Source organism: Citrobacter sp. MGH100, assembly GCF_001034465.1.
GTDB classification, from domain to species: Bacteria; Pseudomonadota; Gammaproteobacteria; order Enterobacterales; family Enterobacteriaceae; genus Citrobacter; species Citrobacter youngae.
On sequence record NZ_KQ089800.1, the window covers coordinates 932,486 to 955,105 of the forward strand.

23 protein-coding genes and 1 other annotated feature are annotated in these 22,620 nt (G+C 51.7%); of the genes, 14 read left to right on the forward strand and 9 right to left on the reverse strand.

Annotated features, from left to right (window positions below; all coding sequences use genetic code 11):
- Positions 1-3: 3 nt before the first annotated feature.
- The 3 genes from trpD to trpL all read right to left on the reverse strand — a co-directional run bounded on the left by trpD (position 4) and on the right by trpL (position 3,300).
- On the reverse strand, positions 4-1,599 hold the full coding sequence (gene trpD / locus SK32_RS04410; protein ID WP_048211490.1) for a bifunctional anthranilate synthase glutamate amidotransferase component TrpG/anthranilate phosphoribosyltransferase TrpD: 1,596 nt from the start codon (positions 1,597-1,599) through the stop codon (positions 4-6).
- Entirely contained in the window at positions 1,599-3,161 is a 1,563-nt protein-coding gene (locus tag SK32_RS04415; RefSeq protein ID WP_048211491.1) for an anthranilate synthase component 1, read from the reverse strand. The genes trpD and SK32_RS04415 overlap by 1 nt, the downstream gene beginning before the upstream one ends.
- A gap of 23 nt (positions 3,162-3,184) precedes the next feature.
- Positions 3,185-3,279 (reverse strand) — a sequence feature (Trp leader region).
- Positions 3,256-3,300 (reverse strand): trp operon leader peptide, encoded by a 45-nt coding sequence (gene trpL, locus SK32_RS26220; RefSeq protein ID WP_133087228.1) that lies wholly within the window; start codon positions 3,298-3,300, stop codon positions 3,256-3,258. (Overlaps the previous feature by 24 nt.)
- A gap of 135 nt (positions 3,301-3,435) precedes the next feature.
- Between trpL and rnm the strand changes: the two genes are divergently transcribed.
- The 3 genes from rnm to rluB all read left to right on the forward strand — a co-directional run bounded on the left by rnm (position 3,436) and on the right by rluB (position 5,907).
- Positions 3,436-4,314, forward strand: a complete 879-nt coding sequence (rnm, locus tag SK32_RS04420; RefSeq protein WP_048211492.1) for an RNase RNM — start codon at positions 3,436-3,438, stop codon at positions 4,312-4,314.
- The gene (locus tag SK32_RS04425; protein WP_048211493.1) at positions 4,311-4,931 is read left to right on the forward strand and encodes an L-threonylcarbamoyladenylate synthase; all 621 of its coding nucleotides are present in this window, start codon (positions 4,311-4,313) and stop codon (positions 4,929-4,931) included. Before rnm ends, SK32_RS04425 begins: the two co-directional genes overlap by 4 nt.
- A gap of 100 nt (positions 4,932-5,031) precedes the next feature.
- Positions 5,032-5,907 (forward strand): 23S rRNA pseudouridine(2605) synthase RluB, encoded by an 876-nt coding sequence (gene rluB, locus SK32_RS04430; protein ID WP_048211494.1) that lies wholly within the window; start codon positions 5,032-5,034, stop codon positions 5,905-5,907.
- 83 nt (positions 5,908-5,990) lie between these two features.
- On the opposite strand, the gene cobO is transcribed toward rluB, so the two are convergent.
- Both cobO and SK32_RS04440 read right to left on the reverse strand, forming a co-directional pair.
- Positions 5,991-6,581, reverse strand: a complete 591-nt coding sequence (cobO, locus tag SK32_RS04435) for a cob(I)yrinic acid a,c-diamide adenosyltransferase (RefSeq protein ID WP_048211495.1) — start codon at positions 6,579-6,581, stop codon at positions 5,991-5,993.
- Positions 6,578-7,339, reverse strand: coding sequence for a YciK family oxidoreductase (locus tag SK32_RS04440; protein ID WP_048211496.1), 762 nt, complete (start codon positions 7,337-7,339; stop codon positions 6,578-6,580). The genes cobO and SK32_RS04440 overlap by 4 nt, the downstream gene beginning before the upstream one ends.
- Positions 7,340-7,559: 220 nt before the next feature.
- Here SK32_RS04440 and sohB point away from each other — a divergent pair, with 220 nt between their 5' ends.
- Positions 7,560-8,606 carry a protease SohB gene (gene sohB / locus SK32_RS04445; RefSeq protein ID WP_048211497.1) on the forward strand — a complete coding sequence of 349 codons (1,047 nt, stop codon included), beginning with the start codon at positions 7,560-7,562 and terminating at the stop codon, positions 8,604-8,606.
- Positions 8,607-8,714: 108 nt separating this feature from the next.
- Here sohB and SK32_RS04450 read toward each other — a convergent pair whose 3' ends face one another.
- Positions 8,715-8,966 (reverse strand): YciN family protein, encoded by a 252-nt coding sequence (locus tag SK32_RS04450; protein WP_003020616.1) that lies wholly within the window; start codon positions 8,964-8,966, stop codon positions 8,715-8,717.
- A 398-nt stretch (positions 8,967-9,364) separates the two neighbouring features.
- Here SK32_RS04450 and topA point away from each other — a divergent pair, with 398 nt between their 5' ends.
- The 5 genes from topA to acnA all read left to right on the forward strand — a co-directional run bounded on the left by topA (position 9,365) and on the right by acnA (position 16,745).
- On the forward strand, positions 9,365-11,962 hold the full coding sequence (topA, locus tag SK32_RS04455; protein ID WP_048211498.1) for a type I DNA topoisomerase: 2,598 nt from the start codon (positions 9,365-9,367) through the stop codon (positions 11,960-11,962).
- 208 nt (positions 11,963-12,170) lie between these two features.
- Positions 12,171-13,145 (forward strand): HTH-type transcriptional regulator CysB, encoded by a 975-nt coding sequence (gene cysB, locus SK32_RS04460; RefSeq protein WP_005126442.1) that lies wholly within the window; start codon positions 12,171-12,173, stop codon positions 13,143-13,145.
- Between the two features lie 311 nt (positions 13,146-13,456).
- The gene (locus tag SK32_RS24310; protein ID WP_213083770.1) at positions 13,457-13,597 is read left to right on the forward strand and encodes a YmiA family putative membrane protein; all 141 of its coding nucleotides are present in this window, start codon (positions 13,457-13,459) and stop codon (positions 13,595-13,597) included.
- A gap of 3 nt (positions 13,598-13,600) precedes the next feature.
- Complete coding sequence (locus SK32_RS26225; protein WP_165712368.1) at positions 13,601-13,771, forward strand: hypothetical protein; 171 nt, start codon at positions 13,601-13,603, stop codon at positions 13,769-13,771.
- 298 nt (positions 13,772-14,069) lie between these two features.
- Positions 14,070-16,745, forward strand: coding sequence for an aconitate hydratase AcnA (gene acnA, locus SK32_RS04465; RefSeq protein ID WP_048211499.1), 2,676 nt, complete (start codon positions 14,070-14,072; stop codon positions 16,743-16,745).
- A gap of 54 nt (positions 16,746-16,799) precedes the next feature.
- Here the strand turns inward: acnA and ribA are convergent, their stop codons facing one another.
- Positions 16,800-17,390, reverse strand: coding sequence for a GTP cyclohydrolase II (gene ribA / locus SK32_RS04470; protein ID WP_005126450.1), 591 nt, complete (start codon positions 17,388-17,390; stop codon positions 16,800-16,802).
- 196 nt (positions 17,391-17,586) lie between these two features.
- On the opposite strand from ribA, the gene pgpB reads away from it, so the two are divergent.
- The 5 genes from pgpB to yciH all read left to right on the forward strand — a co-directional run bounded on the left by pgpB (position 17,587) and on the right by yciH (position 21,239).
- A complete protein-coding gene (gene pgpB, locus SK32_RS04475) occupies positions 17,587-18,345 on the forward strand; it encodes a phosphatidylglycerophosphatase B (RefSeq protein ID WP_048211500.1) in 759 nt (252 codons plus the stop codon).
- Between the two features lie 155 nt (positions 18,346-18,500).
- Complete coding sequence (locus SK32_RS04480; protein ID WP_005126452.1) at positions 18,501-18,809, forward strand: LapA family protein; 309 nt, start codon at positions 18,501-18,503, stop codon at positions 18,807-18,809.
- 6 nt (positions 18,810-18,815) lie between these two features.
- The gene (gene lapB / locus SK32_RS04485; RefSeq protein ID WP_048211501.1) at positions 18,816-19,985 is read left to right on the forward strand and encodes a lipopolysaccharide assembly protein LapB; all 1,170 of its coding nucleotides are present in this window, start codon (positions 18,816-18,818) and stop codon (positions 19,983-19,985) included.
- Between the two features lie 189 nt (positions 19,986-20,174).
- Positions 20,175-20,912 (forward strand): orotidine-5'-phosphate decarboxylase, encoded by a 738-nt coding sequence (gene pyrF / locus SK32_RS04490; RefSeq protein ID WP_048211502.1) that lies wholly within the window; start codon positions 20,175-20,177, stop codon positions 20,910-20,912.
- Positions 20,913-21,239: a stress response translation initiation inhibitor YciH gene (gene yciH / locus SK32_RS04495; protein ID WP_048211503.1), complete on the forward strand. Its 327-nt coding sequence runs from the start codon at positions 20,913-20,915 to the stop codon at positions 21,237-21,239.
- 91 nt (positions 21,240-21,330) lie between these two features.
- Here yciH and osmB read toward each other — a convergent pair whose 3' ends face one another.
- Entirely contained in the window at positions 21,331-21,549 is a 219-nt protein-coding gene (gene osmB, locus SK32_RS04500; protein WP_003020583.1) for an osmotically-inducible lipoprotein OsmB, read from the reverse strand.
- 266 nt (positions 21,550-21,815) lie between these two features.
- Positions 21,816-22,568: a DNA-binding transcriptional regulator YciT gene (gene yciT / locus SK32_RS04505; protein WP_048211504.1), complete on the reverse strand. Its 753-nt coding sequence runs from the start codon at positions 22,566-22,568 to the stop codon at positions 21,816-21,818.
- Between the last annotated feature and the right edge of the window lie 52 nt (positions 22,569-22,620).

Consider the following 22,620-nt stretch of genomic DNA (forward strand, 5'->3'; position numbering starts at 1 on the left):
CATTTACCCTCTCGCTGCCAGTGCAGTAACACGGTCGTAAGCCGCACCGCTGCGCAGCACATTAATCACGGTTTGCGCGTTGGCTTTTAAGTCTTCTTCACCGTGCAGGCGCATTAACATGGCGACATTCGCGGCAACAGCAGCCTCATGAGCGGCCTCACCTTTACCTTGTAACAAGCGACTCAGAATGTCACGGTTTTCTTCCGGCGTGCCGCCAGCCAACTGTTCCTGATGATATGGCGTCAGGCCAAAGTCTTCCGCCGTTAGCTGGTAGCTCTTGATTTCCCCATCGTGCAGCTCAGCCACAATGGTCGGTGCATGCAGCGAAACTTCGTCCATGCCACCACTGTGCACTACGGCTGCTCGCTGATAGCCGAGCACGCGCAGCGTTTCGGCAATCGGCAGCACCAGCTCCGGGCTGTAAACGCCGATCAGCGCCAGCGGCGGATGTGCCGGGTTAATCAACGGGCCGAGCACGTTAAACAGCGTGCGGGTTTTCAACTGCTGGCGTACCGGCATGGCATGGCGAAAACCGGTGTGGTATTTCGGCGCAAACAGGAAGCACACGCCGAGATCGTCAAGCGCCTGGCGGGATTTATCGGCATTCATATCCAGATTGATGCCAAATGCCGCTAACAGATCCGAAGAACCCGATTTGCTGGAAACGCTGCGGTTACCGTGTTTGGCAACTTTCAGTCCGCAAGCCGCTGCAACAAAGGCGCTGGCGGTGGAAATATTGATACTGTTGCTGCCATCACCACCGGTACCGACAATATCGGCAAACAGATAATCAGGGCGTGGGAACGGGGCGGCATTTTCCAGCAGCGCGGTTGCCGCACCGGCAATTTCATTCGGATGCTCGCCACGAATTTTCATGCTCACCAGCGCCGCTGCCAGTTGTTCCGGCTTCAGTTCACCGCGGACCACGGCAGAGAACAACTGGTGGCTTTCCTGCTGGGACAGCGTCTGAGCCTGATACAGTTTCTCCAGAATAGGTTGCAGCGTATTGGTCTGTTCAAGCTTCTGTTGCGCCCAGGCCAGCGTTTGTTCCAGCAGACGCGCGCCCTGGGTGGTCAGAATGGATTCCGGATGGAACTGGAAGCCGCAGACGCGATCGGTATCGTGACGTACCGCCATCACCATGCCGTTAAAATGGGCGCTAATGGTTAATCCTGCCGGAACGTTGCTGCCAACCAACGAATGATAGCGTGCCACCGGCAGCGGATTCGCCAGACCAGCAAACATTGCCTGACCGTCGTGTTCAATGCTGGAGGCTTTGCCGTGCAGGATTTCTCCAGCCTGGCCCACATATCCGCCATAGGCCTCAACAATCGCCTGATGACCCAGACAGATGCCAATGATCGGCAGCTTGCCGCGCAGGCGGGTTAACAGCTCTGGCATGCAGCCTGCTTCACTGGGTGCGCCAGGCCCTGGAGAAAGCATCAGCACCGGATTTTTCATCGTCGCTAAACGGTCAATTAACGTCTGGGCCGGGATATGGTTACGGTAAATCACCACGTTGTGACCGTTAGTGCGCAGCTGATCTGCCAGGTTGTAGGTAAATGAGTCGATGTTATCGAGCAGCAGAATGTCAGCCATCAGAAAGTCTCCTGTGCGTGGTGTGCGGTAGCGATAGCACGCAGAACCGCACGCGCTTTATTACGGGTTTCATCGGCTTCAGACTGCGGAACAGAATCCAGAACAATCCCGGCACCGGCTTGTACGGTAGCAATACCGTCTTCCACGAGGGCGGAACGAATCACAATACAGGTATCCAGATCGCCATGGGCGGTGAAGTAACCTACGGCACCGCCATAGCTTCCACGGCGTCGACCTTCGGCCTCGGCGATAAGCTGCATAGCGCGAACTTTCGGCGCACCGCTTAACGTGCCCATATTCATACAGGCGCGGTAAGCATGCAGCACATCCAGATCGCTTCGCAGCTCGCCGACAACGCGTGAAACCAGGTGCATAACGAAGGAGTAACGATCCACTTTGGTGAGATCCGCAACGTAGCGGCTACCCGGCGTACAGATGCGCGCCAGGTCGTTACGCGCAAGGTCAACCAGCATCAGGTGCTCAGAAAGCTCTTTATGGTCGGTACGCATCTCCAGCTCGATACGGCTGTCAAGGTCGCGGTCAAGCGAACCGTCCGCACGACGACCGCGTGGGCGGGTCCCGGCAATCGGGTAAATTTCAATCTGGCGGCTGGTGGCATCGTATTTCAACGAGCTTTCCGGCGATGCGCCGAACAGTGTGAACTCGTTGTCCTGCATGAAAAACATGTACGGGCTGGGGTTGCTTTTCTTCAGCACATAGTAGGCTGCCAGCGGCGACGGGCAGGGCAGCGAGAAACGACGAGATGGAACCACCTGGAAAATCTCACCTGCGCGAATCGCTTTTTGCATGCCACGTACTACGGCGCCGAACTCTTCATCGCTCTGATTGCATTCGCAGAGCATCTGCGGGACTTCAGTGACGGGCAGCGGCGGTGCGGGTTCGGTGAGCTGTTGGCTCAACTGTGCCAGGCGGGCGTTCAGTCGTAGTTTTTCCTCGTCATTTGGCGTAAAGATGCTGGCCTGAATGCGGGTGCTTTTTTTCTGGTGGTCGATAACCATCAGCGTTTCTGCCAGATAGAAGCAGTAGTCCGGGCACTGGTTACCCGCCTCAAGCTGGGGTAAATCTTCAAATCCGGCAACCAGGTCGTAGGAAAACAGACCGCCGAAGAACATCGCTTCACGTTCCTGCGCCGGAACATTAACCAGTTCCTGCAGTAAACGGAACGCATCAAATACAGAAAGGGAACATAAGCGGGCATCTTCATCCAGCAGCGGGCTTACGCTGGGGAATGTCAACTGACGAGCATTCGGCTGTTTATCGTTGTCAACGCCCGCGGGCAGGGCGGCGTCCAGCAGGGGCAGCAGCGATGCGCCATTCGCCGACAGTGCCTGAATAGTGACAGTGTCACCCAGGGCGGTAATGCGCAATGCGCTGTCGACCAGCAGCAGGCTCTTGAGATCGTCCTTGCTGTCGATATCGGCGGATTCCAGCAGCAGCGTTGCCGGTCGTGCGCCACACACCTGATGAAACAGCGCCGTCGGGTTCTCACGGTAGGCGGCATCGCAGGCGAGCAGTTCAAGTGTTGGTTTTTGTGTTTGCATCGTTATTCTCATTAATTTTGTTCAAAAAAAAGCCCGCTCATTTGGCGGGCCGGGTATCTGGTTGCATATTGCAGACGTAAGACACTGCCCGAAATCAGGAAGTGCGCCACCAACCGTGCAGGATAAATGTTGCTTTCATCTCAGATACCTTCTTCATGTGAACTTGCGTACTAGTTAACTGGTTCGGTGGAATAAAGTCAACACCTGATTTCAGTATATTTGTCGAAACCGTTATGATGGGCGTGTTACGACATTTATTGAAACGGGAGCCGCCTTGAGCGACACGAATTACGCAGTGATTTATGACCTGCACAGCCATACTACTGCTTCTGATGGGCGATTAACGCCAGAAGCCTTAGTACACCGTGCGGTAGAGATGCGAGTCGGTACACTGGCGATCACAGATCATGACACCACGGCGGGCATTGCGGCGGCAAGAGAAGAAATTTCACGTTCAGGTTTAGCGTTAAATTTGATCTCTGGCGTTGAGATATCAACGGTCTGGGAAAACCATGAGATCCATATAGTGGGTCTGAACATTGATATCGCGCATCCAGTGATGTGCGACTTTCTGGCGCAACAGACGGAACGTCGCCAGCAGCGCGCGCGCCTGATTGCTGAACGGCTCGACAAAGCGCACATTCCCGGCGCATGGGAAGGGGCTCTACGACTGGCTGATGGCGGGGCGGTTACGCGGGGGCATTTTGCGCGTTTCCTGGTGGAATGTGGCAAAGCCACAACCATGGCGGATGTCTTTAAAAAATATCTTGCTCGTGGGAAAACCGGTTACGTTCCGCCACAGTGGTGTACAATAGAACAAGCTATTGATGTCATTCATCATTCTGGCGGTAAGGCAGTTCTGGCTCATCCAGGTCGGTACGATCTTAGCGCTAAGTGGCTGAAAAGACTGGTTGCGCATTTTGCTGAGCACCGCGGTGACGCGATGGAGGTGGCACAGTGCCAGCAGTCTCCCAATGAACGCACCCATCTGGCGACGCTTGCGCGTCAGCATCAACTGTGGGCATCGCAAGGGTCTGATTTTCATCTACCCTGCCCATGGATTGAACTGGGGCGTAAACTCTGGTTGCCCGCAGGCGTGGAAGGCGTCTGGCAACTTTGGGAGCAGCCCGAGACCACAGAGAGGAAAGTATGAGCCAGTTTTTTTATATTCATCCCGAAAACCCGCAGCAGCGACTGATTAACCAGGCCGTTGATATCGTGCGGAAAGGTGGGGTGATTGTCTATCCAACCGATTCCGGCTATGCGTTGGGGTGTAAAATTGAAGATAAAGGCGCAATGGAGCGCATTTGCTGCATCCGTCACCTGCCGGACGGGCACAACTTTACGCTGATGTGCCGTGACCTGTCCGAATTGTCGACCTATTCGTTTGTCGACAACGTGGCCTTCCGTTTGATCAAAAACAACACGCCGGGCAACTACACCTTCATCCTGAAGGGGACGAAAGAGGTTCCGCGCCGCTTGTTGCAGGAAAAACGTAAGACTATCGGCCTTCGTGTACCCTCGAACCCAATTGCACTGGCGCTGCTTGAAGCGCTGGGCGAGCCGATGCTCTCCACATCACTGATGCTGCCGGGCAGTGATTTTACTGAGTCAGATCCGGAAGAAATTAAAGACCGTCTGGAGAAACAGGTGGATTTGATTATCCATGGTGGATATCTTGGCCAACAGCCGACCACGGTCATCGATTTAACCGACGATTCCCCGGTGGTATTGCGCGAAGGTGTTGGTGACGTTAAACCTTTCTTATAAGGGCGCGAACCGCTATACTACGCGGCCTTAAAATGGCGCTGACTGGCGCCGTTGATTCTCCTGTTCGACGCCTGTGAAGGCGACACCTAAAGGAAGCTCTATGAGCGAAAAGTTACAAAAAGTGCTGGCGCGTGCTGGCCACGGTTCTCGCCGTGAAATTGAATCCATAATTGCCGCGGGTTGCGTGAGCGTTGATGGCAAAATTGCCACGCTCGGCGATCGCGTTGAAGTGACGCCGGGTCTGAAAATCCGTATCGACGGTCATCTGATTTCGGTGAAAGAATCTGCAGAACAAATCTGCCGCGTTCTGGCTTATTACAAGCCGGAAGGTGAACTGTGTACCCGTAACGACCCGGAAGGTCGTCCGACCGTATTTGATCGCCTGCCAAAACTGCGCGACGCGCGCTGGATTGCCGTAGGTCGTCTGGACGTGAACACCTGTGGTCTGCTGCTGTTTACTACTGATGGTGAACTGGCGAACCGTCTGATGCACCCGAGCCGTGAAGTTGAACGCGAGTACGCGGTGCGAGTATTCGGTCAGGTTGACGATGCTAAACTGCGTGATCTGAGCCGTGGCGTACAGTTGGAAGATGGTCCGGCTGCGTTTAAAACGATCAAGTTCAGCGGTGGTGAAGGGATTAACCAGTGGTATAACGTCACGCTGACTGAAGGCCGCAACCGCGAGGTTCGCCGTCTGTGGGAAGCGGTAGGTGTGCAGGTAAGCCGTCTGATCCGTGTACGCTACGGTGATATCCCGCTGCCGAAAGGCCTGCCGCGTGGTGGCTGGACAGAGCTTGATCTTGCTCAGACCAACTATTTGCGTGAACTGGTGGAGCTGAAGCCAGAAACGACCTCTAAAGTGGCCGTCGAGAAAGATCGTCGCCGTATGAAGGCGAATCAGATCCGCCGTGCGGTGAAACGTCACTCTCAGGTCGGCAGCAGCCGTCGCCCGGGCGGACGCAGCAACAACGGTTAATCATGACCAGGCCTGATAAGCAAAGCGCCATCAGGCGTTAGCGTGGAGCCGGATGCGGCGCAAGCGCCTTATCCGGCCTGCTGTTAGTAATCAATCCCCATTTGGGCTTTAATGCCCGCCTCAAAAGCATGCTTGACCGGACGCAACTCGCTGACCGTGTCGGCTAACTCCAGAATATCGCGATGGCATCCTCGACCAGTAATAATGACCGTCTGCTGGGCTGGGCGCGCGTTTAAGGCGTTGATCACCTCTTCAAGCGGTAGGTAGTCGTAGGCCACCATATACGTCAGTTCATCCAGCACAACCATATCCAGCTCAGGTTCGGTCAACATTCGCTTACCGTGTTCCCATACGGCCAGACAGGCAGCGGTGTCAGCTTCACGATTCTGTGTTTCCCAGGTAAACCCGGTCGCCATCACCTGAAATTCTACACCATGAGGTTCGAGCAGGTTTCTTTCGCCGTTTGGCCATGTACCTTTAATGAACTGCACTACACCGACTTTTTTGCCGTGGCCCACCGCGCGAGTCGCTGTACCGAACGCAGCTGTAGTTTTACCTTTACCATTACCGGTAAAAACGATGATAATTCCGCGCTCGTCCCTGGCGGCCGCAACACGCGCGTCAACCCGGTCTTTTACGCGCTGCTGGCGCTGCTGATAGCGTTCTTCACTCATTGGGCAATTCCTGGTTTACGGCCCGGCTGGGCATCAAAAGTCATACCGGTTTTACGGCGGCTGTCATCGCCCATCAGCCACAGGTAAAGCGGCATAATATCGGCGGGGGTTTTGAGTTTTTGCGGATCTTCCGTTGGGAATGCGCTGGCACGCATGCCGGTACGCGTGCCGCCTGGATTAATGCAATTTACGCGCAAATGACGATTCTGGTATTCGTCTGCCAGTACCTGCATCATTCCTTCAGTAGCAAATTTCGAGGTGGCGTACGCTCCCCAGTTAGCCCGTCCCTGACGACCGACGCTGGAGGAGGTGAAGACCAGCGATCCTGAATCTGATTTGAGTAACAGCGGCAGCAATGCCTGAGTCAACATAAATGTCGCGTTGACATTGACCTGCATGACATCCTGCCATACCTGCGGGTTTTGTTCGCTCATCGGGCAGATATCGCCCAGCAATCCGGCATTATGCAGTACGCCATCCAGACGTGGGAAATGCGCGGCAATACGCTGCGCGAGCTGGTGGCATTCGTCAGTAGTGCAGGTGAGCAGATCCAGCGTGAACCATTGTGGTTGTGTTCCGTTTTCATCGGCGACGGCGCGGGCAACCTGACGCAATTTTTCTTCATTACGTCCAAGCAGGATAACGGTCGCACCGTAGCGTGCATAGGTAAGCGCGGCTTCACGCCCGATGCCATCACTGGCACCGGTGACCAGAATAATGCGATCCTGTAACAGGTCTTGTTTAGGTTGGTAATGCACGGCTACTCCTCGGCGACGTCTGGCCATCTCGTTCGCGATAACTTTTCGGCTTTATGCCTTAAACACTGGTGTTTTTCAATCAGCCAAAGGTAATAACACCGCAAAATGAACACTTTGTCATGCTTTTTGCCGATTCAGCATCGGATGGATGAAGCAAGACGGGTTTACACGCCTGTTGTACACTGAGCGAAAGTAGCGTTGTTTAACCAAGGTGGGTCTCGTGGAATTGTTGTCTGAATATGGGCTGTTTTTGGCAAAAATTGTCACTGTTGTGGTGGCTATTGCGGTGATTGTCATGCTGATTGTAAACGCGACACAACGTAAGCGTCAGCGTGGTGAACTACGCGTTATTAATCTTAGCGATCAATATAAAGAGATGAAGGAAGATCTGTCGATGGCATTGTTGGATAGTCATCAGCAGAAGTTATGGCATAAAGCGCAGAAAAAGAAGCACAAGCTGGAGGCCAAAACCGCCAAAGCCAAAGCAAAACTGGGGGACAGTTTGTCATCAGAAAAACCTCGCGTCTGGGTGCTTGATTTTAAGGGCAGTATGGACGCCCACGAGGTCAGCGCATTACGGGAAGAGGTCACGGCGGTACTGGCAGTGGTGAAACCGCAAGATCAGGTGGTTGTGCGTCTGGAAAGCCCCGGCGGTGTGGTACATGGCTATGGTCTGGCCGCTTCGCAGTTACAACGCCTGCGCGATAAGCAGATCCCGCTAACCGTCACGGTAGATAAAGTCGCTGCCAGCGGCGGATATATGATGGCCTGCGTGGCGGATAAAATTGTCTCAGCGCCGTTTGCCATTGTCGGCTCTATTGGCGTCGTCGCGCAGATCCCAAACTTTAACCGTTTCCTGAAAAGCAAGGATATTGATATCGAACTGCACACGGCAGGACAGTACAAACGCACGCTGACACTGCTTGGTGAAAACACGGAAGAAGGGCGACAGAAATTCCGTGAAGATTTGAATGAAACCCATCATCTGTTTAAAGATTTTGTGCAGCGTATGCGTCCAACTCTGGACATCGAACAGGTTGCTACAGGTGAACACTGGTTCGGGCAACAGGCGCTGGCAAACGGGTTGGTCGATGAGATCAATACCAGTGACGAAGTGATTCTGGGGTTGATGGATGGCCGTGAAGTGCTGAACGTCCGCTATATGCAGCGTAAAAAACTGATGGACCGTTTCACTGGCAGCGCGGCAGAAAGTGCAGACCGCTTACTCATGCGTTGGTGGCAGCGGGGACAGAAGCCCCTGATGTAAAATTGCAATTGCCGGATGGCGATGCTCACGCATCTTATCCGGCCTACAGGTTCAGAGCATCGTAGGCCGGAGAAGGCAGCGCCGCCATCCGGCAAATGATTTCTCGCGTTAATCGATCAAGTGATACTTTTCAGAAAGTACGTGCGCCAGGTGTTTAAACATATTAAACACAGCCGTACTTTTGGGCGTCGGCAGCCCCTGCTCGTCTAAAAAGTAATCTCCGCTGAAAACCAGCACGCCGTTTCGCTGCGTAACGCCGGTGGCGACAATCCCCGCCAGCGTGTCCTCATGCTCACGAATGATTTTGTTGGCTTCAATCAGCAGTGTCTCGCGATCGATGGGTTGAGTGTCTTTATGCATGATTTACTCCTTAAACAAGGACATTAGTCTACGCTGAGCCCGCCTTATGGGCAAATATTCCCTGACATAAATGAAGGTTTTACGACAGTGTTACAACTGGCGAGATTTGTTTTTGCATGCTAATAAAGTTGCGTAACGCATTTTATCAGGTACAGTGTGACGCTTTCGTCAATCTGGCAACAGATTTGCTTGACATTCGACCAATACTCCGTCGCGCCATAGCGTTTGCGTGTGAAAAAGCCTGTTAACTCAGTTATATGAGCGTTACATTACAAGCGCGAATCAGTTTAAGGGGTTGATATCCGCCGACACAGAGACCATATCGATGTCTCGTCGCCAGTGGAAGGTGAATCAACGTGCGACGCATTCTGGAAGAATCAAATTAGGTAAAGGTGAATATGGGTAAAGCTCTTGTCATCGTTGAGTCCCCGGCAAAAGCCAAAACGATCAACAAGTATCTGGGTAATGACTACGTGGTGAAATCCAGCGTCGGTCATATCCGTGATTTGCCGACTAGTGGCTCAGCAACTAAAAAGAGCGCCGACTCAACCTCCACCAAAACGGCTAAAAAGCCCAAAAAGGATGAACGTGGCGCTCTCGTCAACCGCATGGGCGTTGACCCGTGGCACAACTGGGATGCGCGCTATGAAGTGCTGCCTGGTAAAGAGAAAGTTGTCTCTGAACTGAAACAACTGGCTGAAAAAGCCGACCACATCTATCTCGCAACCGACCTTGACCGCGAAGGGGAAGCCATTGCCTGGCACCTGCGGGAAGTTATCGGTGGCGACGACACCCGCTACAGCCGCGTGGTGTTTAACGAAATTACTAAAAATGCTATTCGTCAGGCGTTTGAAAAACCGGGCGAGCTGAACATCGACCGCGTTAATGCGCAACAGGCGCGTCGCTTTATGGACCGCGTTGTCGGCTATATGGTATCGCCGCTGCTGTGGAAAAAAATTGCCCGTGGCCTGTCTGCTGGCCGCGTACAGTCGGTTGCCGTGCGTCTGGTGGTTGAGCGTGAACGCGAAATCAAGGCATTTGTACCCGAAGAGTTCTGGGAAATTGATGCCAATACCACGACGCCAGGCGGCGACGCGTTACCGCTCGAAGTGACGCATCAGAACGATAAACCGTTCCGTCCGGTTAATCGCGAGCAAACACTCGCGGCAGTAAGCCTGCTGGAAAAAGCACGTTATAGCGTTCTGGAACGTGAAGATAAGCCGACCAGCAGCAAGCCGGGCGCGCCGTTCATCACCTCCACGCTACAGCAGGCCGCCAGCACGCGTCTGGGCTTCGGTGTGAAGAAAACCATGATGATGGCGCAGCGCTTGTATGAAGCGGGTTACATCACTTACATGCGTACTGACTCAACCAACCTGAGTCAGGATGCGGTGGCGATGGTTCGCGATTACATCAGCGATAATTTTGGCAAAAAGTATTTGCCGGAGAGCGCGAACCAGTACGCCAGCAAAGAGAACTCGCAGGAAGCGCACGAAGCTATCCGTCCTTCCGATGTCGCCGTACAGGCAGAATCGCTGAAAGATATGGAAGCCGATGCGCAAAAACTGTATCAGCTGATCTGGCGCCAGTTTGTTGCCTGTCAGATGACGCCAGCGAAATACGACTCCACCACGCTGACCGTGGGCGCGGGTGATTTCCGTCTGAAGGCGCGCGGTCGTATTCTGCGCTTCGATGGCTGGACGAAAGTAATGCCTGCACTGCGTAAGGGTGATGAAGATCGCATCTTACCGGCGGTAGAAAAAGGCGATATGCTGACGCTTATCGAACTGACGCCAGCACAGCACTTTACTAAACCGCCTGCGCGCTTCAGTGAGGCTTCGCTGGTTAAAGAGCTTGAAAAGCGTGGCATTGGTCGTCCATCTACCTATGCGTCGATCATTTCTACGATTCAGGATCGCGGTTATGTTCGCGTGGAGAACCGTCGTTTCTACGCAGAAAAAATGGGTGAAATCGTCACCGATCGTCTGGAAGAAAACTTCCGCGAACTGATGAACTACGATTTCACCGCGCAGATGGAAGACAGCCTTGACCAGGTGGCGAACCACGAAGCCGAGTGGAAAGGTGTGCTCGACAACTTCTTCAGCGATTTTACTCAGCAACTGGATAAAGCCGAGAAAGATCCTGAAGAAGGCGGTATGCGTCCGAACCAGATGGTGCTGACCAGCATTGATTGTCCGACATGTGGGCGCAAGATGGGTATTCGTACCGCCAGCACCGGCGTTTTCCTTGGTTGCTCCGGCTACGCACTTTCCCCGAAAGAGCGTTGCAAAACCACCATTAACCTGGTGCCGGAAAACGAAGTATTGAACGTGCTGGAAGGCGACGACGCGGAAACGAACGCATTGCGCGCCAAACGCCGCTGCCAGAAGTGCGGTACGGCAATGGACAGTTATCTTATCGATCCTAAGCGTAAATTGCATGTGTGTGGTAATAACCCAACCTGCGACGGCTACGAGATCGAAGAGGGCGAGTTCCGCATTAAGGGTTATGACGGTCCTGTCGTTGAGTGCGAGAAATGTGGTTCTGAAATGCACCTGAAAATGGGGCGTTTCGGTAAATACATGGCATGTACTAACGACGAGTGTAAAAACACCCGTAAGATCCTGCGTAACGGCGAAGTGGCTCCGCCGAAAGAAGATCCTGTTCCATTGCCGGAACTGCCGTGTGAAAAATCGGACGCGTATTTCGTGTTGCGTGATGGTGCAGCAGGTATTTTCCTGGCTGCGAACACCTTCCCGAAATCACGTGAAACCCGTGCGCCGTTAGTGGAAGAGTTGTATCGCTTCCGCGATCGTCTGCCGGAAAAACTGCGCTATCTGGCCGATGCGCCGCAGACGGACCCCGATGGTAATAAGTCGATGGTTCGCTTTAGCCGTAAAACTAAGCAGCAGTATGTCGCTGCGGAAAAAGACGGTAAAGCAACCGGGTGGTCTGCATTTTTCGTTGATGGCAAATGGGTAGAAGGGAAGAAATAACAGCATTCCGGCTGAATTTCTCCTCAAAGGGTCGCGTAAGCGGCCCTTTTTGTTTCTGGCGTATTATTTTTTGTCATCCCTATACAGCGTACATAGAAATGATATAGTGGTTATAGTTGGCAGGCTTTTTATTATTAAATCGTATTAGCAGCGCGTGTGAGTCTGCTTTTAAACGATGTTCTGATGGCATAATTCTGGATGGCTTAACATGAAATTACAGCAGCTTCGCTATATCGTTGAGGTGGTAAATCACAACCTTAATGTCTCCTCAACGGCCGAAGGACTCTATACCTCCCAGCCAGGGATCAGTAAGCAAGTTCGTATGCTGGAAGATGAGCTTGGCATCCAGATTTTTGCCCGTAGCGGTAAGCACCTGACGCAGGTGACTCCGGCAGGGCAGGAAGTTATTCGTATTGCCCGCGAAGTCTTGTCTAAAGTGGATGCTATTAAGTCGGTTGCAGGTGAACATACCTGGCCCGACAAAGGCTCGTTGTATATCGCCACCACGCACACCCAGGCGCGTTACGCGCTGCCCAACGTGATTAAAGGTTTTATTGAGCGTTATCCTCGCGTCTCGTTGCATATGCATCAGGGATCGCCGACGCAAATTGCCGAGGCTGTTTCGAAAGGGAATGCTGATTTTGCCATCGCGACGGAAGCACTGCATTTGTACGATGATCTGGTGATGCTGCCATGCTATCACTGGAACCGTTCGATTGTTGTTACGCCAGACCATCCGTTGGCAGGCAAAGCCTCCGTATCCATTGAAGAGCTGGCGCAATATCCGCTGGTGACCTACACGTTTGGATTTACCGGACGCTCGGAGTTGGACACTGCGTTCAACCGTGCGGGTCTGGAGCCGCGTATTGTCTTTACCGCGACTGATGCCGATGTTATTAAGACCTATGTCCGACTGGGGCTGGGCGTGGGCGTGATTGCCAGCATGGCGGTAGATCCTATCTCTGATCCGGATCTGGTGCGTGTTGATGCTCATGATATTTTCAGTCACAGCACCACTAAAATTGGTTTTCGTCGCAGCACGTTTTTACGCAGCTACATGTATGATTTTATTCAGCGTTTCGCACCGCATCTGACACGCGATGTGGTGGATACGGCGGTGGCGTTGCGTTCCAACGATGATATTGAAGCTATGTTCAAAGATATTAAATTGCCAGAGAAATAATAACGGAAGTTGCCTCGTTGGTATCCTGGTTCTCCAGCCATACCAGCGGGGCGGTTGAATGTACTCATGATTTTTTATTTGTCTATTATCCCTATATTATTTATGGAAAATATTCTCCAAAGTAGTTTCAAATGAGTAACCCTGCCAAAATCCCTTTCAAATATTTATAACCGATCAAACAATTAAGTTATTTATAAAGCTGGTTTCGAAAATTATCTGGCTTTTTCAGGATGTTTTTATTAGGATTCCTCTTATCTGATGATTAATTGTACCGATTGTTTGGTGCCTAAATGATAAGTGATTTCGATAGTATGAGGTTAGCAATGCCTTCTGGAAACCAGCCTGCGCGCAGAGATCCCGCGATGAAACGTAAAGCATGGTTCATCGTGTTTCTGGGCTCCGCCGTGTTCTGGATCGTGGTTGCTCTGGTGGTCTGGAAAGTGTGGGGGTAATTGATGTCCACGCAGGAACAGCAGTCTACTGTTACACCTGCTCATCATAATAATGAGCAAGAGAATGAAACCGGTATAGAAAAAAAGCAGGATATTCCCGCTTCGTGGGATCTTTCACCTGAGCAACGGGCATTTATTGATCTGTTTATTGAAGATGATAAGCAAGAACAATAAGCAATACGTGTTTTATAATAAGTATTAACATGCTTATTGAATTCAGTATGAATAATCACATCGCAATCGCAGTACGCCATCTAAACAGCGTATTGTCGGTTGCATCGATGTATCGGGTCCTTTCATTTACCGCACTTTAATCTTATTCCCCGCCACTTGCATAGTTCGTTACCTTTTTGTCGTTCTCCTCGTTTATCAATTTGAGTTGTTATCAAAGCGTTACATTTTGTTTGTGTTATCTTTAATACTAACCCTGAGGAAAATCAGGGGATCCAACCCTGTCATTTAAGGAGGAGCTATGTCGTCTACCCTACGAGAAGCCAGTAAGGACACATTGCAGGTTAAAGATAAAACCTACCGCTACTACAGTTTGCCCCTGGCTGCCAAATCACTGGGTGATATCACCCGTTTACCTAAATCACTAAAAGTATTGCTGGAAAATCTGCTTCGCTGGCAGGACGGTGACTCTGTTACCGAAGAGGATATTCATGCTCTGGCGCAATGGTTGAAAACGGCGCATGCCGAGCGCGAAATTGCCTACCGACCCGCTCGCGTTCTCATGCAGGACTTTACCGGCGTTCCGGCGGTGGTCGATCTGGCTGCCATGCGCGAAGCGGTTAAACGCCTTGGCGGGGATACAGCAAAAGTGAACCCGCTTTCACCTGTTGATCTGGTTATTGATCACTCCGTTACGGTCGATCGTTTTGGTGACGATGATGCTTTTGAAGAGAACGTTCGACTGGAAATGGAGCGCAACCATGAGCGCTATGTGTTCCTTAAATGGGGGCAGCAGGCATTTAGCCGATTCAGTGTCGTTCCACCGGGAACAGGAATTTGCCACCAGGTAAACCTCGAATACCTGGGTAAAGCGGTGTGGAGTGAGCTGCAAAACGGCGAGTGGATCGCTTACCCGGACACGCTGGTCGGTACCGATTCCCATACCACGATGATTAATGGTCTTGGTGTGCTGGGATGGGGTGTCGGAGGGATTGAAGCTGAGGCCGCCATGCTGGGGCAACCGGTTTCAATGCTGATTCCGGATGTCGTGGGCTTCAAACTTGTTGGTAAACTTCGCGAAGGGATCACCGCTACCGATCTGGTACTGACCGTCACGCAGATGCTGCGTAAACACGGTGTGGTCGGTAAATTTGTTGAGTTCTATGGTGATGGGCTGGACAGCCTGCCGCTCGCTGACCGGGCGACCATTGCTAACATGTCGCCGGAATACGGCGCAACCTGCGGCTTTTTCCCGATTGACGGGGTAACTCTTGAGTACATGCGTCTGAGTGGGCGTAGTGAAGAGCAGGTTGAATTAGTCGGTGCGTATGCTAAAGCACAGGGGATGTGGCGTAACCCAGGTGATGAGCCTGTGTTTACCAGCTCACTGGAACTGGACATGGGCACTGTGGAAGCCAGCCTGGCCGGGCCGAAGCGTCCACAGGATCGTGTCGCATTGGGTGATGTGCCGAAAGCATTCGCCGCGAGTAATGAACTTGAAGTGAATAGCTCGCAAAAAGATCGTCAACCGGTCGACTATGTCATGAGCGGTCATCAATATCAGCTACCGGATGGTGCTGTGGTGATTGCAGCGATCACGTCATGTACCAACACCTCCAACCCCAGCGTCCTGATGGCGGCTGGGTTGCTGGCGAAAAAAGCAGTGACGCTTGGTCTGAAGCGCCAACCGTGGGTGAAAGCGTCGCTGGCGCCTGGGTCAAAAGTCGTCTCTGATTACCTGGCGCAGGCAAAACTGACGCCGTATCTTGATGAGCTGGGTTTTAACCTTGTTGGTTATGGCTGTACTACCTGTATCGGCAACTCTGGCCCGTTACCTGACCCTATTGAAACGGCGATTAAAAAAGGTGATCTGACGGTAGGGGCGGTGCTTTCCGGTAACCGTAACTTTGAAGGGCGTATCCACCCGCTGGTGAAGACAAACTGGCTGGCTTCTCCGCCGCTGGTGGTGGCTTATGCGCTGGCCGGGAATATGAATATTGATCTGACGAAAGATCCGCTGGGTCATGACAGAAAAGGCGATCCTGTCTATCTGAAAGATATCTGGCCGAGTGCGCAGGAAATTGCCCGTGCCGTGGAGCAGGTCTCTACCGAGATGTTCCATAAAGAGTATGCCGAAGTGTTCGAAGGCACGCCGGAATGGAAGTCGATTAACGTTGATCGTGCAGACACCTATGGCTGGCAGTCGGACTCAACCTACATCCGGTTATCACCGTTCTTTGATGGTATGCAGGCGAAGCCGGACCCGGTACAGGATATCCATGGTGCTCGTATCCTGGCGATGCTCGGCGATTCCGTCACCACCGATCATATTTCTCCTGCGGGGAGCATCAAGCCGGACAGCCCGGCGGGTCGCTATCTGCAAAGCCACGGTGTTGAGCGCAAAGATTTTAACTCCTACGGTTCTCGCCGTGGAAACCACGAAGTAATGATGCGTGGCACGTTTGCCAATATCCGTATCCGTAACGAAATGGTACCGGGTGTGGAAGGGGGGATGACGCGTCATTTGCCGGGTACAGAAGTGATGGCTATCTATGACGCCGCTATGCAATACCAGCAAGAGAAGACCCCGTTGGCGATTGTTGCCGGCAAGGAGTATGGCTCGGGTTCCAGTCGGGACTGGGCGGCGAAAGGCCCGCGTTTGTTAGGTATTCGCGTAGTAATTGCCGAATCTTTTGAGCGCATCCACCGTTCTAACCTGATTGGCATGGGGATCCTGCCTCTGGAATTTCCGCAGGGGGTTACACGTAAAACCCTGGGGTTAACCGGGGAGGAAGTCATTGATATTACGGACTTACAAAATATTAAACCGGGAGCGACTATCCCGGTGAATATGGTCCGTGCGGATGGGCGAAAAGAGGTGATTTCGTGTCGCTGTCGTATTGATACCGCGACAGAGCTGACCTATTACCAAAACGATGGTATTTTGCACTATGTTATTCGTAATATGTTGAATTAAATTATAAAAAAGCCTGCGAAAGCAGGCTTTTTGTACTGTCAGCAAGCGAGAATGTCACTCGCTTAACAGATGTCCCATCTTAGCGGCTTTGGTATCCAGATAGTGTTCATTCTTCGGGTTACGGCCAACAATTAGCGGTACACGCTCCACAATATTGATCCCAGCTTCTGTCAGAATTTCCACTTTCTTCGGGTTATTGGTTAGCAGACGGACTTCATCCACGCCCAATAATTTGAACATATCAGCACACAAGGTGAAGTCACGCTCGTCCGCCGCAAAGCCTAACTGATGGTTGGCTTCGACGGTGTCATAGCCCTGATCCTGCAACGCATAGGCGCGGATCTTATTCAACAGGCCGATGTTACGTCCTTCCTGACGATGGTAGAGCAGAATACCGCGTCCTTCTTCAGCGATATGCGTAAGCGCCGCTTCCAGCTGAAAGCCACAATCACAACGCAGACTGAACAGCGCATCGCCGGTCAGACATTCGGAATGAACACGTGCCAGGACAGGCGTCTGGCCTGAAATATCGCCAAAAACCAGTGCGACATGATCGTGTCCGGTTGCCAGTTCTTCAAATCCCACCATCAGGAAATCACCCCAGGGGGTTGGCAGTTTGGCTTCTGCCACACGTTTAAGCTGCATGTAATTCTCCAGATTATGCTGGCACTGTGCGTGCCGTCGCCTGTTGGCTTCTGTATTGCACTATTTTGCCATAAGGCAAGGGTGTTCACCTAATTGCAGCAACGCATTCATTTCCGAATGGCACAAAATTGTCAATTTCCCCGGTGTGCGGATTTTTCAGTTATGATTGTGGGACTTATCGACGAAAGGAGACGCAATGCTGTCTATTGCCAAGCGAACCACTGTAGGCGCAGCACTGTTACTGATTATGCCGGTTTCCGTATGGATATCCGGCTGGAGCTGGCAGCCTGGACAGAATGTCTGGTGGTTAAAATCCTTATACTGGGTAACTGAAACGGTGACGCAACCCTGGGGGATTATCACCCATGTTGTTCTCTGTGCGTGGTTTTTGTGGTGTCTGCGATTTCGTCTGAAAGCTGCGTTTATGCTATTTGCGATCCTGGCGGCGGCTATCTTAATTGGCCAGGGTGTGAAATCCTGGGTTAAAGAGAGGGTGCAGGAGCCCCGGCCATTTGTTCTGTGGCTGGAAAAAACGCACCATGTTCCGGTAGATGAGTTCTACACTTTAAAACGTAAAGATCGCGGACACTTAGTAAAAGAGCAGTTGTCCGGGCAGCAGGATATTCCGCCTTTTTTACGTAAGCACTGGCAAAAAGAGACCGGTTTTGCTTTCCCTTCCGGGCATACCCTGTTTGCTGCCAGTTGGGCGTTACTGGGTGTCGGGTTGTTATGGCCACGCAGGCGCACGCTGACGATTGTGTTCTTACTCGTCTGGGCGACCGGCGTAATGGGCAGTCGTTTGCTTCTGGGCATGCACTGGCCGCGCGATTTGGTTGTTGCGACGCTGATATCGTGGCTGCTGGTAACGCTGGCAACATGGCTTGCACAGCGAATATGTGGACCTCTGACACCGCCCGTCCAGGAGACAAAGGAAATAGCGCAGCGTGAGCAATAACGCAGACCGTGATTGATTTTTCAAATTTAGCCCTCAAATCATACAGCGTAAGGCGCTTTTCCGTTTCGCACTCGTCGTGAAAATGGTAATTTAAAAGGCTTAACGCGGTAAGTTGTACACGATTTATTCGCTCAAACCACATAACGGGAAGTAATGTGAAATATTTACTCATTTTCTTACTGGTGTTGGCGATTTTTGTTATTTCGGTGACATTGGGTGCGCAAAACGATCAACAGGTTACGTTTAATTACCTGCTAGCTCAGGGTGAGTATCGTATCTCCACGCTGCTTGCTGTATTGTTTGCAGCAGGTTTTGCGATTGGTTGGTTAATTTGCGGCCTGTTCTGGCTGAAGGTTCGTGTGTCTCTTGCGCGCGCCGAACGCAAAATTAAACGCCTGGAAAACCAGCTTGCGCCTGCGACCGACGTTGCGGTAACTGCCGACTCGTCGGTTGTGAAGGAATAATTATTTATGTTGGAGTTGTTGTTTCTGCTTTTGCCTGTAGCCGCTGCCTATGGGTGGTATATGGGTCGCAGAAGTGCGCAACAAACAAAGCAGGATGAAGCTAACCGTCTTTCGCGCGACTATGTCGCCGGGGTTAACTTCCTCTTGAGCAACCAACAAGATAAAGCGGTAGATCTGTTCCTCGATATGTTGAAAGAGGATACCGGCACCGTTGAGGCTCATCTCACCCTCGGAAACCTGTTCCGCTCACGCGGTGAAGTCGACCGCGCTATCCGTATCCACCAAACCCTCATGGAAAGTGCTTCGCTGACTTACGAGCAACGTTTGTTGGCTATACAGCAGTTGGGACGTGACTACATGGCAGCCGGATTGTATGACCGTGCGGAAGACATGTTCAATCAGCTAACTGATGAAACGGATTTCCGTGTAGGGGCATTGCAGCAACTGTTGCAAATCTATCAGGCAACCAGCGAATGGCAAAAAGCCATTGATGTTGCAGAACGGCTGGTGAAACTCGGCAAAGATAAACAGCGTATTGAAATAGCGCATTTTTACTGTGAACTGGCCTTGCAGCAAATGGGTAGCGACGATATGGATCGCGCCATGGCATTGCTGAAAAAAGGAGCTGCTGCAGACAAAAACAGTGCTCGTGTCTCGATTATGATGGGGCGCGTTTACATGCTGAAGGGAGATTACGCGAAGGCCGTTGAATGCCTGCAACGCGTGATCTCGCAGGATAAAGAGTTGGTCAGTGAAACGCTGGAAATGCTGCAGAGCTGCTACCAACAGTTGGGTAAAAACGATGAATGGGCGGAGTTTTTACGCCGTGCGGTCGAAGAAAACACCGGTGCTGCCGCTGAGTTGATGCTGGCTGATATTCTTGAGGCGCGCGAGGGTACTGATACTGCGCAGGTTTATATTACCCGTCAGTTGCAACGTCATCCGACGATGCGCGTGTTCCATAAACTGATGGATTACCACCTTAATGAAGCGGAAGAAGGGCGCGCAAAAGAGAGTCTGATGGTCCTGCGCGATATGGTTGGTGAGCAGGTGCGCAGCAAGCCGCGTTATCGTTGCCAGAAGTGCGGGTTTACTGCTTATTCGCTGTACTGGCACTGCCCATCGTGCCGCTCCTGGTCAACCATTAAGCCAATTCGCGGTCTGGACGGGCTCTAATTTTTAAAAAAAACTCACTTTAGTTACAACATACTTATTTATTTTTCTTCATCCAGCGCTCAGGCTCCTGAGCCACATCGTTTCGCAGAAATGTAAACGCACCTGTTAATTTTCTATGACCACAGGTAGAATGCACGCCGTTTATCCATTTTGCGCCGTTCGTGCGCCCATCATCAAGAAGGTCTGGTCATGACGTTTACTGCTTCATCTTCTTCCCGCGCAGCTACTGATTCTCCCGTCGTTGTCGCGTTGGATTACTCAAATCGTGATAAGGCATTAGCGTTTGTCGACAGAATTGATCCCCGTGATTGTCGTTTGAAAGTGGGCAAAGAGATGTTCACGCTTTTTGGACCTCAATTGGTACGGGATCTGCAACAACGTGGCTTCGACATCTTTTTGGATTTGAAATTTCATGATATTCCCAACACCACGGCGCATGCCGTCGCGGCAGCTGCTGACCTTGGCGTCTGGATGGTAAACGTGCATGCTTGTGGTGGGGCACGAATGATGACCGCTGCCCGCGAGGCATTACTGCCTTTTGGTAAAGATGCGCCACTGTTAATTGCAGTGACGGTCCTGACCAGTATGGAAGCCAGCGACCTTGCCGATCTTGGTGTGACGTTGTCACCTGCGGAGCATGCTGAAAAGTTGGCGCGTTTGACGCAAAATTGTGGGTTGGACGGGGTAGTATGCTCGGCGCATGAAGCGGTGAGGTTCAAGCAGGCGTTTGGACAGACATTCAAGCTGGTGACGCCAGGCATTCGTCCTGAAGGTAGTGAGGCGGGTGACCAGCGCCGTATTATGACGCCACAGCAGGCGCTGGCCGCTGGTGTGGATTACATGGTGATTGGTCGTCCAGTCACGCAGTCGGAAGATCCGGCGCAAACGCTGAAGATGATCAACGCCTCTCTGAATCGAGGTGCATAAATGAGCGACTCAAACTCTCGACTGGTTTATTCAACTGAGTCCGGACGAATTGATGAACCCAGAGTGGTAGCAGAGCGTCCGAAGGGCGATGGTATTGTTCGCATCCAGCGCCAGACCAGCGGTCGTAAAGGTAAGGGCGTTTGCCTGATTACCGGTATTGATCAAGATGACGCTGCACTGGTTAAATTGGCCGCAGAGCTGAAAAAAAAATGTGGTTGTGGTGGGGCAGTGAAGGACGGCGTAATTGAAATTCAGGGTGATAAACGCGACCTGATAAAATCGCTGCTGGAAGCCAAAGGAATGAAAGTTAAGCTGGCCGGCGGCTAATAAAAAAGCCACGGAGAGCATCCGTGGCTTCTCTAATAATACAAACCTGAAAAAGTAAACGTATTATTATATCGAGCCGTTCAACCGTAAATTATTTACCCACCTGGTGGCCGATAATACCACCTACTGCAGCACCACCCAGCGTACCCAGCGTGCTGCCGTCAGTCAGGACTGCACCGCCTATCGCACCCGCACCAGCACCTATCGCAGTGTTACGGTCACGTTTGGACCAGTTAGAGCAGGCACTCAAAGACATTGCTAGTGTAATCGCCAGAATGGCAGCGGTCATTTTTTTGCTCGTTACTAACATAATACTTTCTCCTGAATTATTGAATCACGGAATCCAGTTCACTTTAATGATAGCGCCAAAATAGGACGACTAAAGATATTTCCGCGAAACCGTTTAGCGCAGGACGTTACAATCAAATCCTGAGGTGACTGTTCGCTCCTGTTATATCGCTAACATTAATTCTACGACTTTATCCTGTTAACGACAGGTAAAAAGTCTTAATTGGACTGTCGGATAAGTCTCAGAGAGAAGATGATCTGCCCGCGGACAAATCATCTGCTGAAGTATTATGCGTGAGCATCAATGATATTGACGGTTAAACCCGAGTGTTCAAGTTGCATTTGCACGCTGGCGCTGAGTCTGGAGTCCGTGACTACGCGACTGAATCTGTCTAACGGGCCCAGCGTGTATGGATGAATGGCCTCAAATTTAGAGCTATCGGTGAGTACAATCACCTCAGCGCCTTTTTCCAGAACCGCATTAACCACATCAGAGCGCATCATATCACGCCCGGTGAAGCCGGTGTCAGCCTGCCAGCCGTCAATACCGATAAAGGCTTTACTGAAATGTACCTGCTGAATAAACTGGCGAGTCAGCGGTCCGACCATGCTCTCGCTTTTTTTCTGATAGATCCCACCGAGGAGAATGACTTCACACGGTGTTTCTTTGAGCAGGTGCGCGATGTAGCTACTGACCGTGATGATGGTGACATCTTTTTGTTCTGCCAACGTTCTGGCCAGCAGCGCATTGCTGCTGCCATTTTCAATAAAGACGGATTCACCAGGATTAACCAGTGACGCCGCAAATTCGGCCAGTTCACGTTTAAGGGTGAAATTGGTCATCATGCGCGTTTCGACATCATCACTGTTCAGTGACACCGCAAAACCGTGCGCACGGCGCAAGTAGCTCTGTTTTTCCAGTGTGTTCAGATCCTGTCGAATCGTCACTTCGGAGACACCGGTGATTTTAGCCAGGTCGGCCACGCTCATCTGACCTTTATCGATCACCATCTGCAAAATAGATTGTTGTCGGGAATTCATAGTATTAATTTTTATAGCGATATCGTATCGGAAATTAAACGGTAGCTGCGTT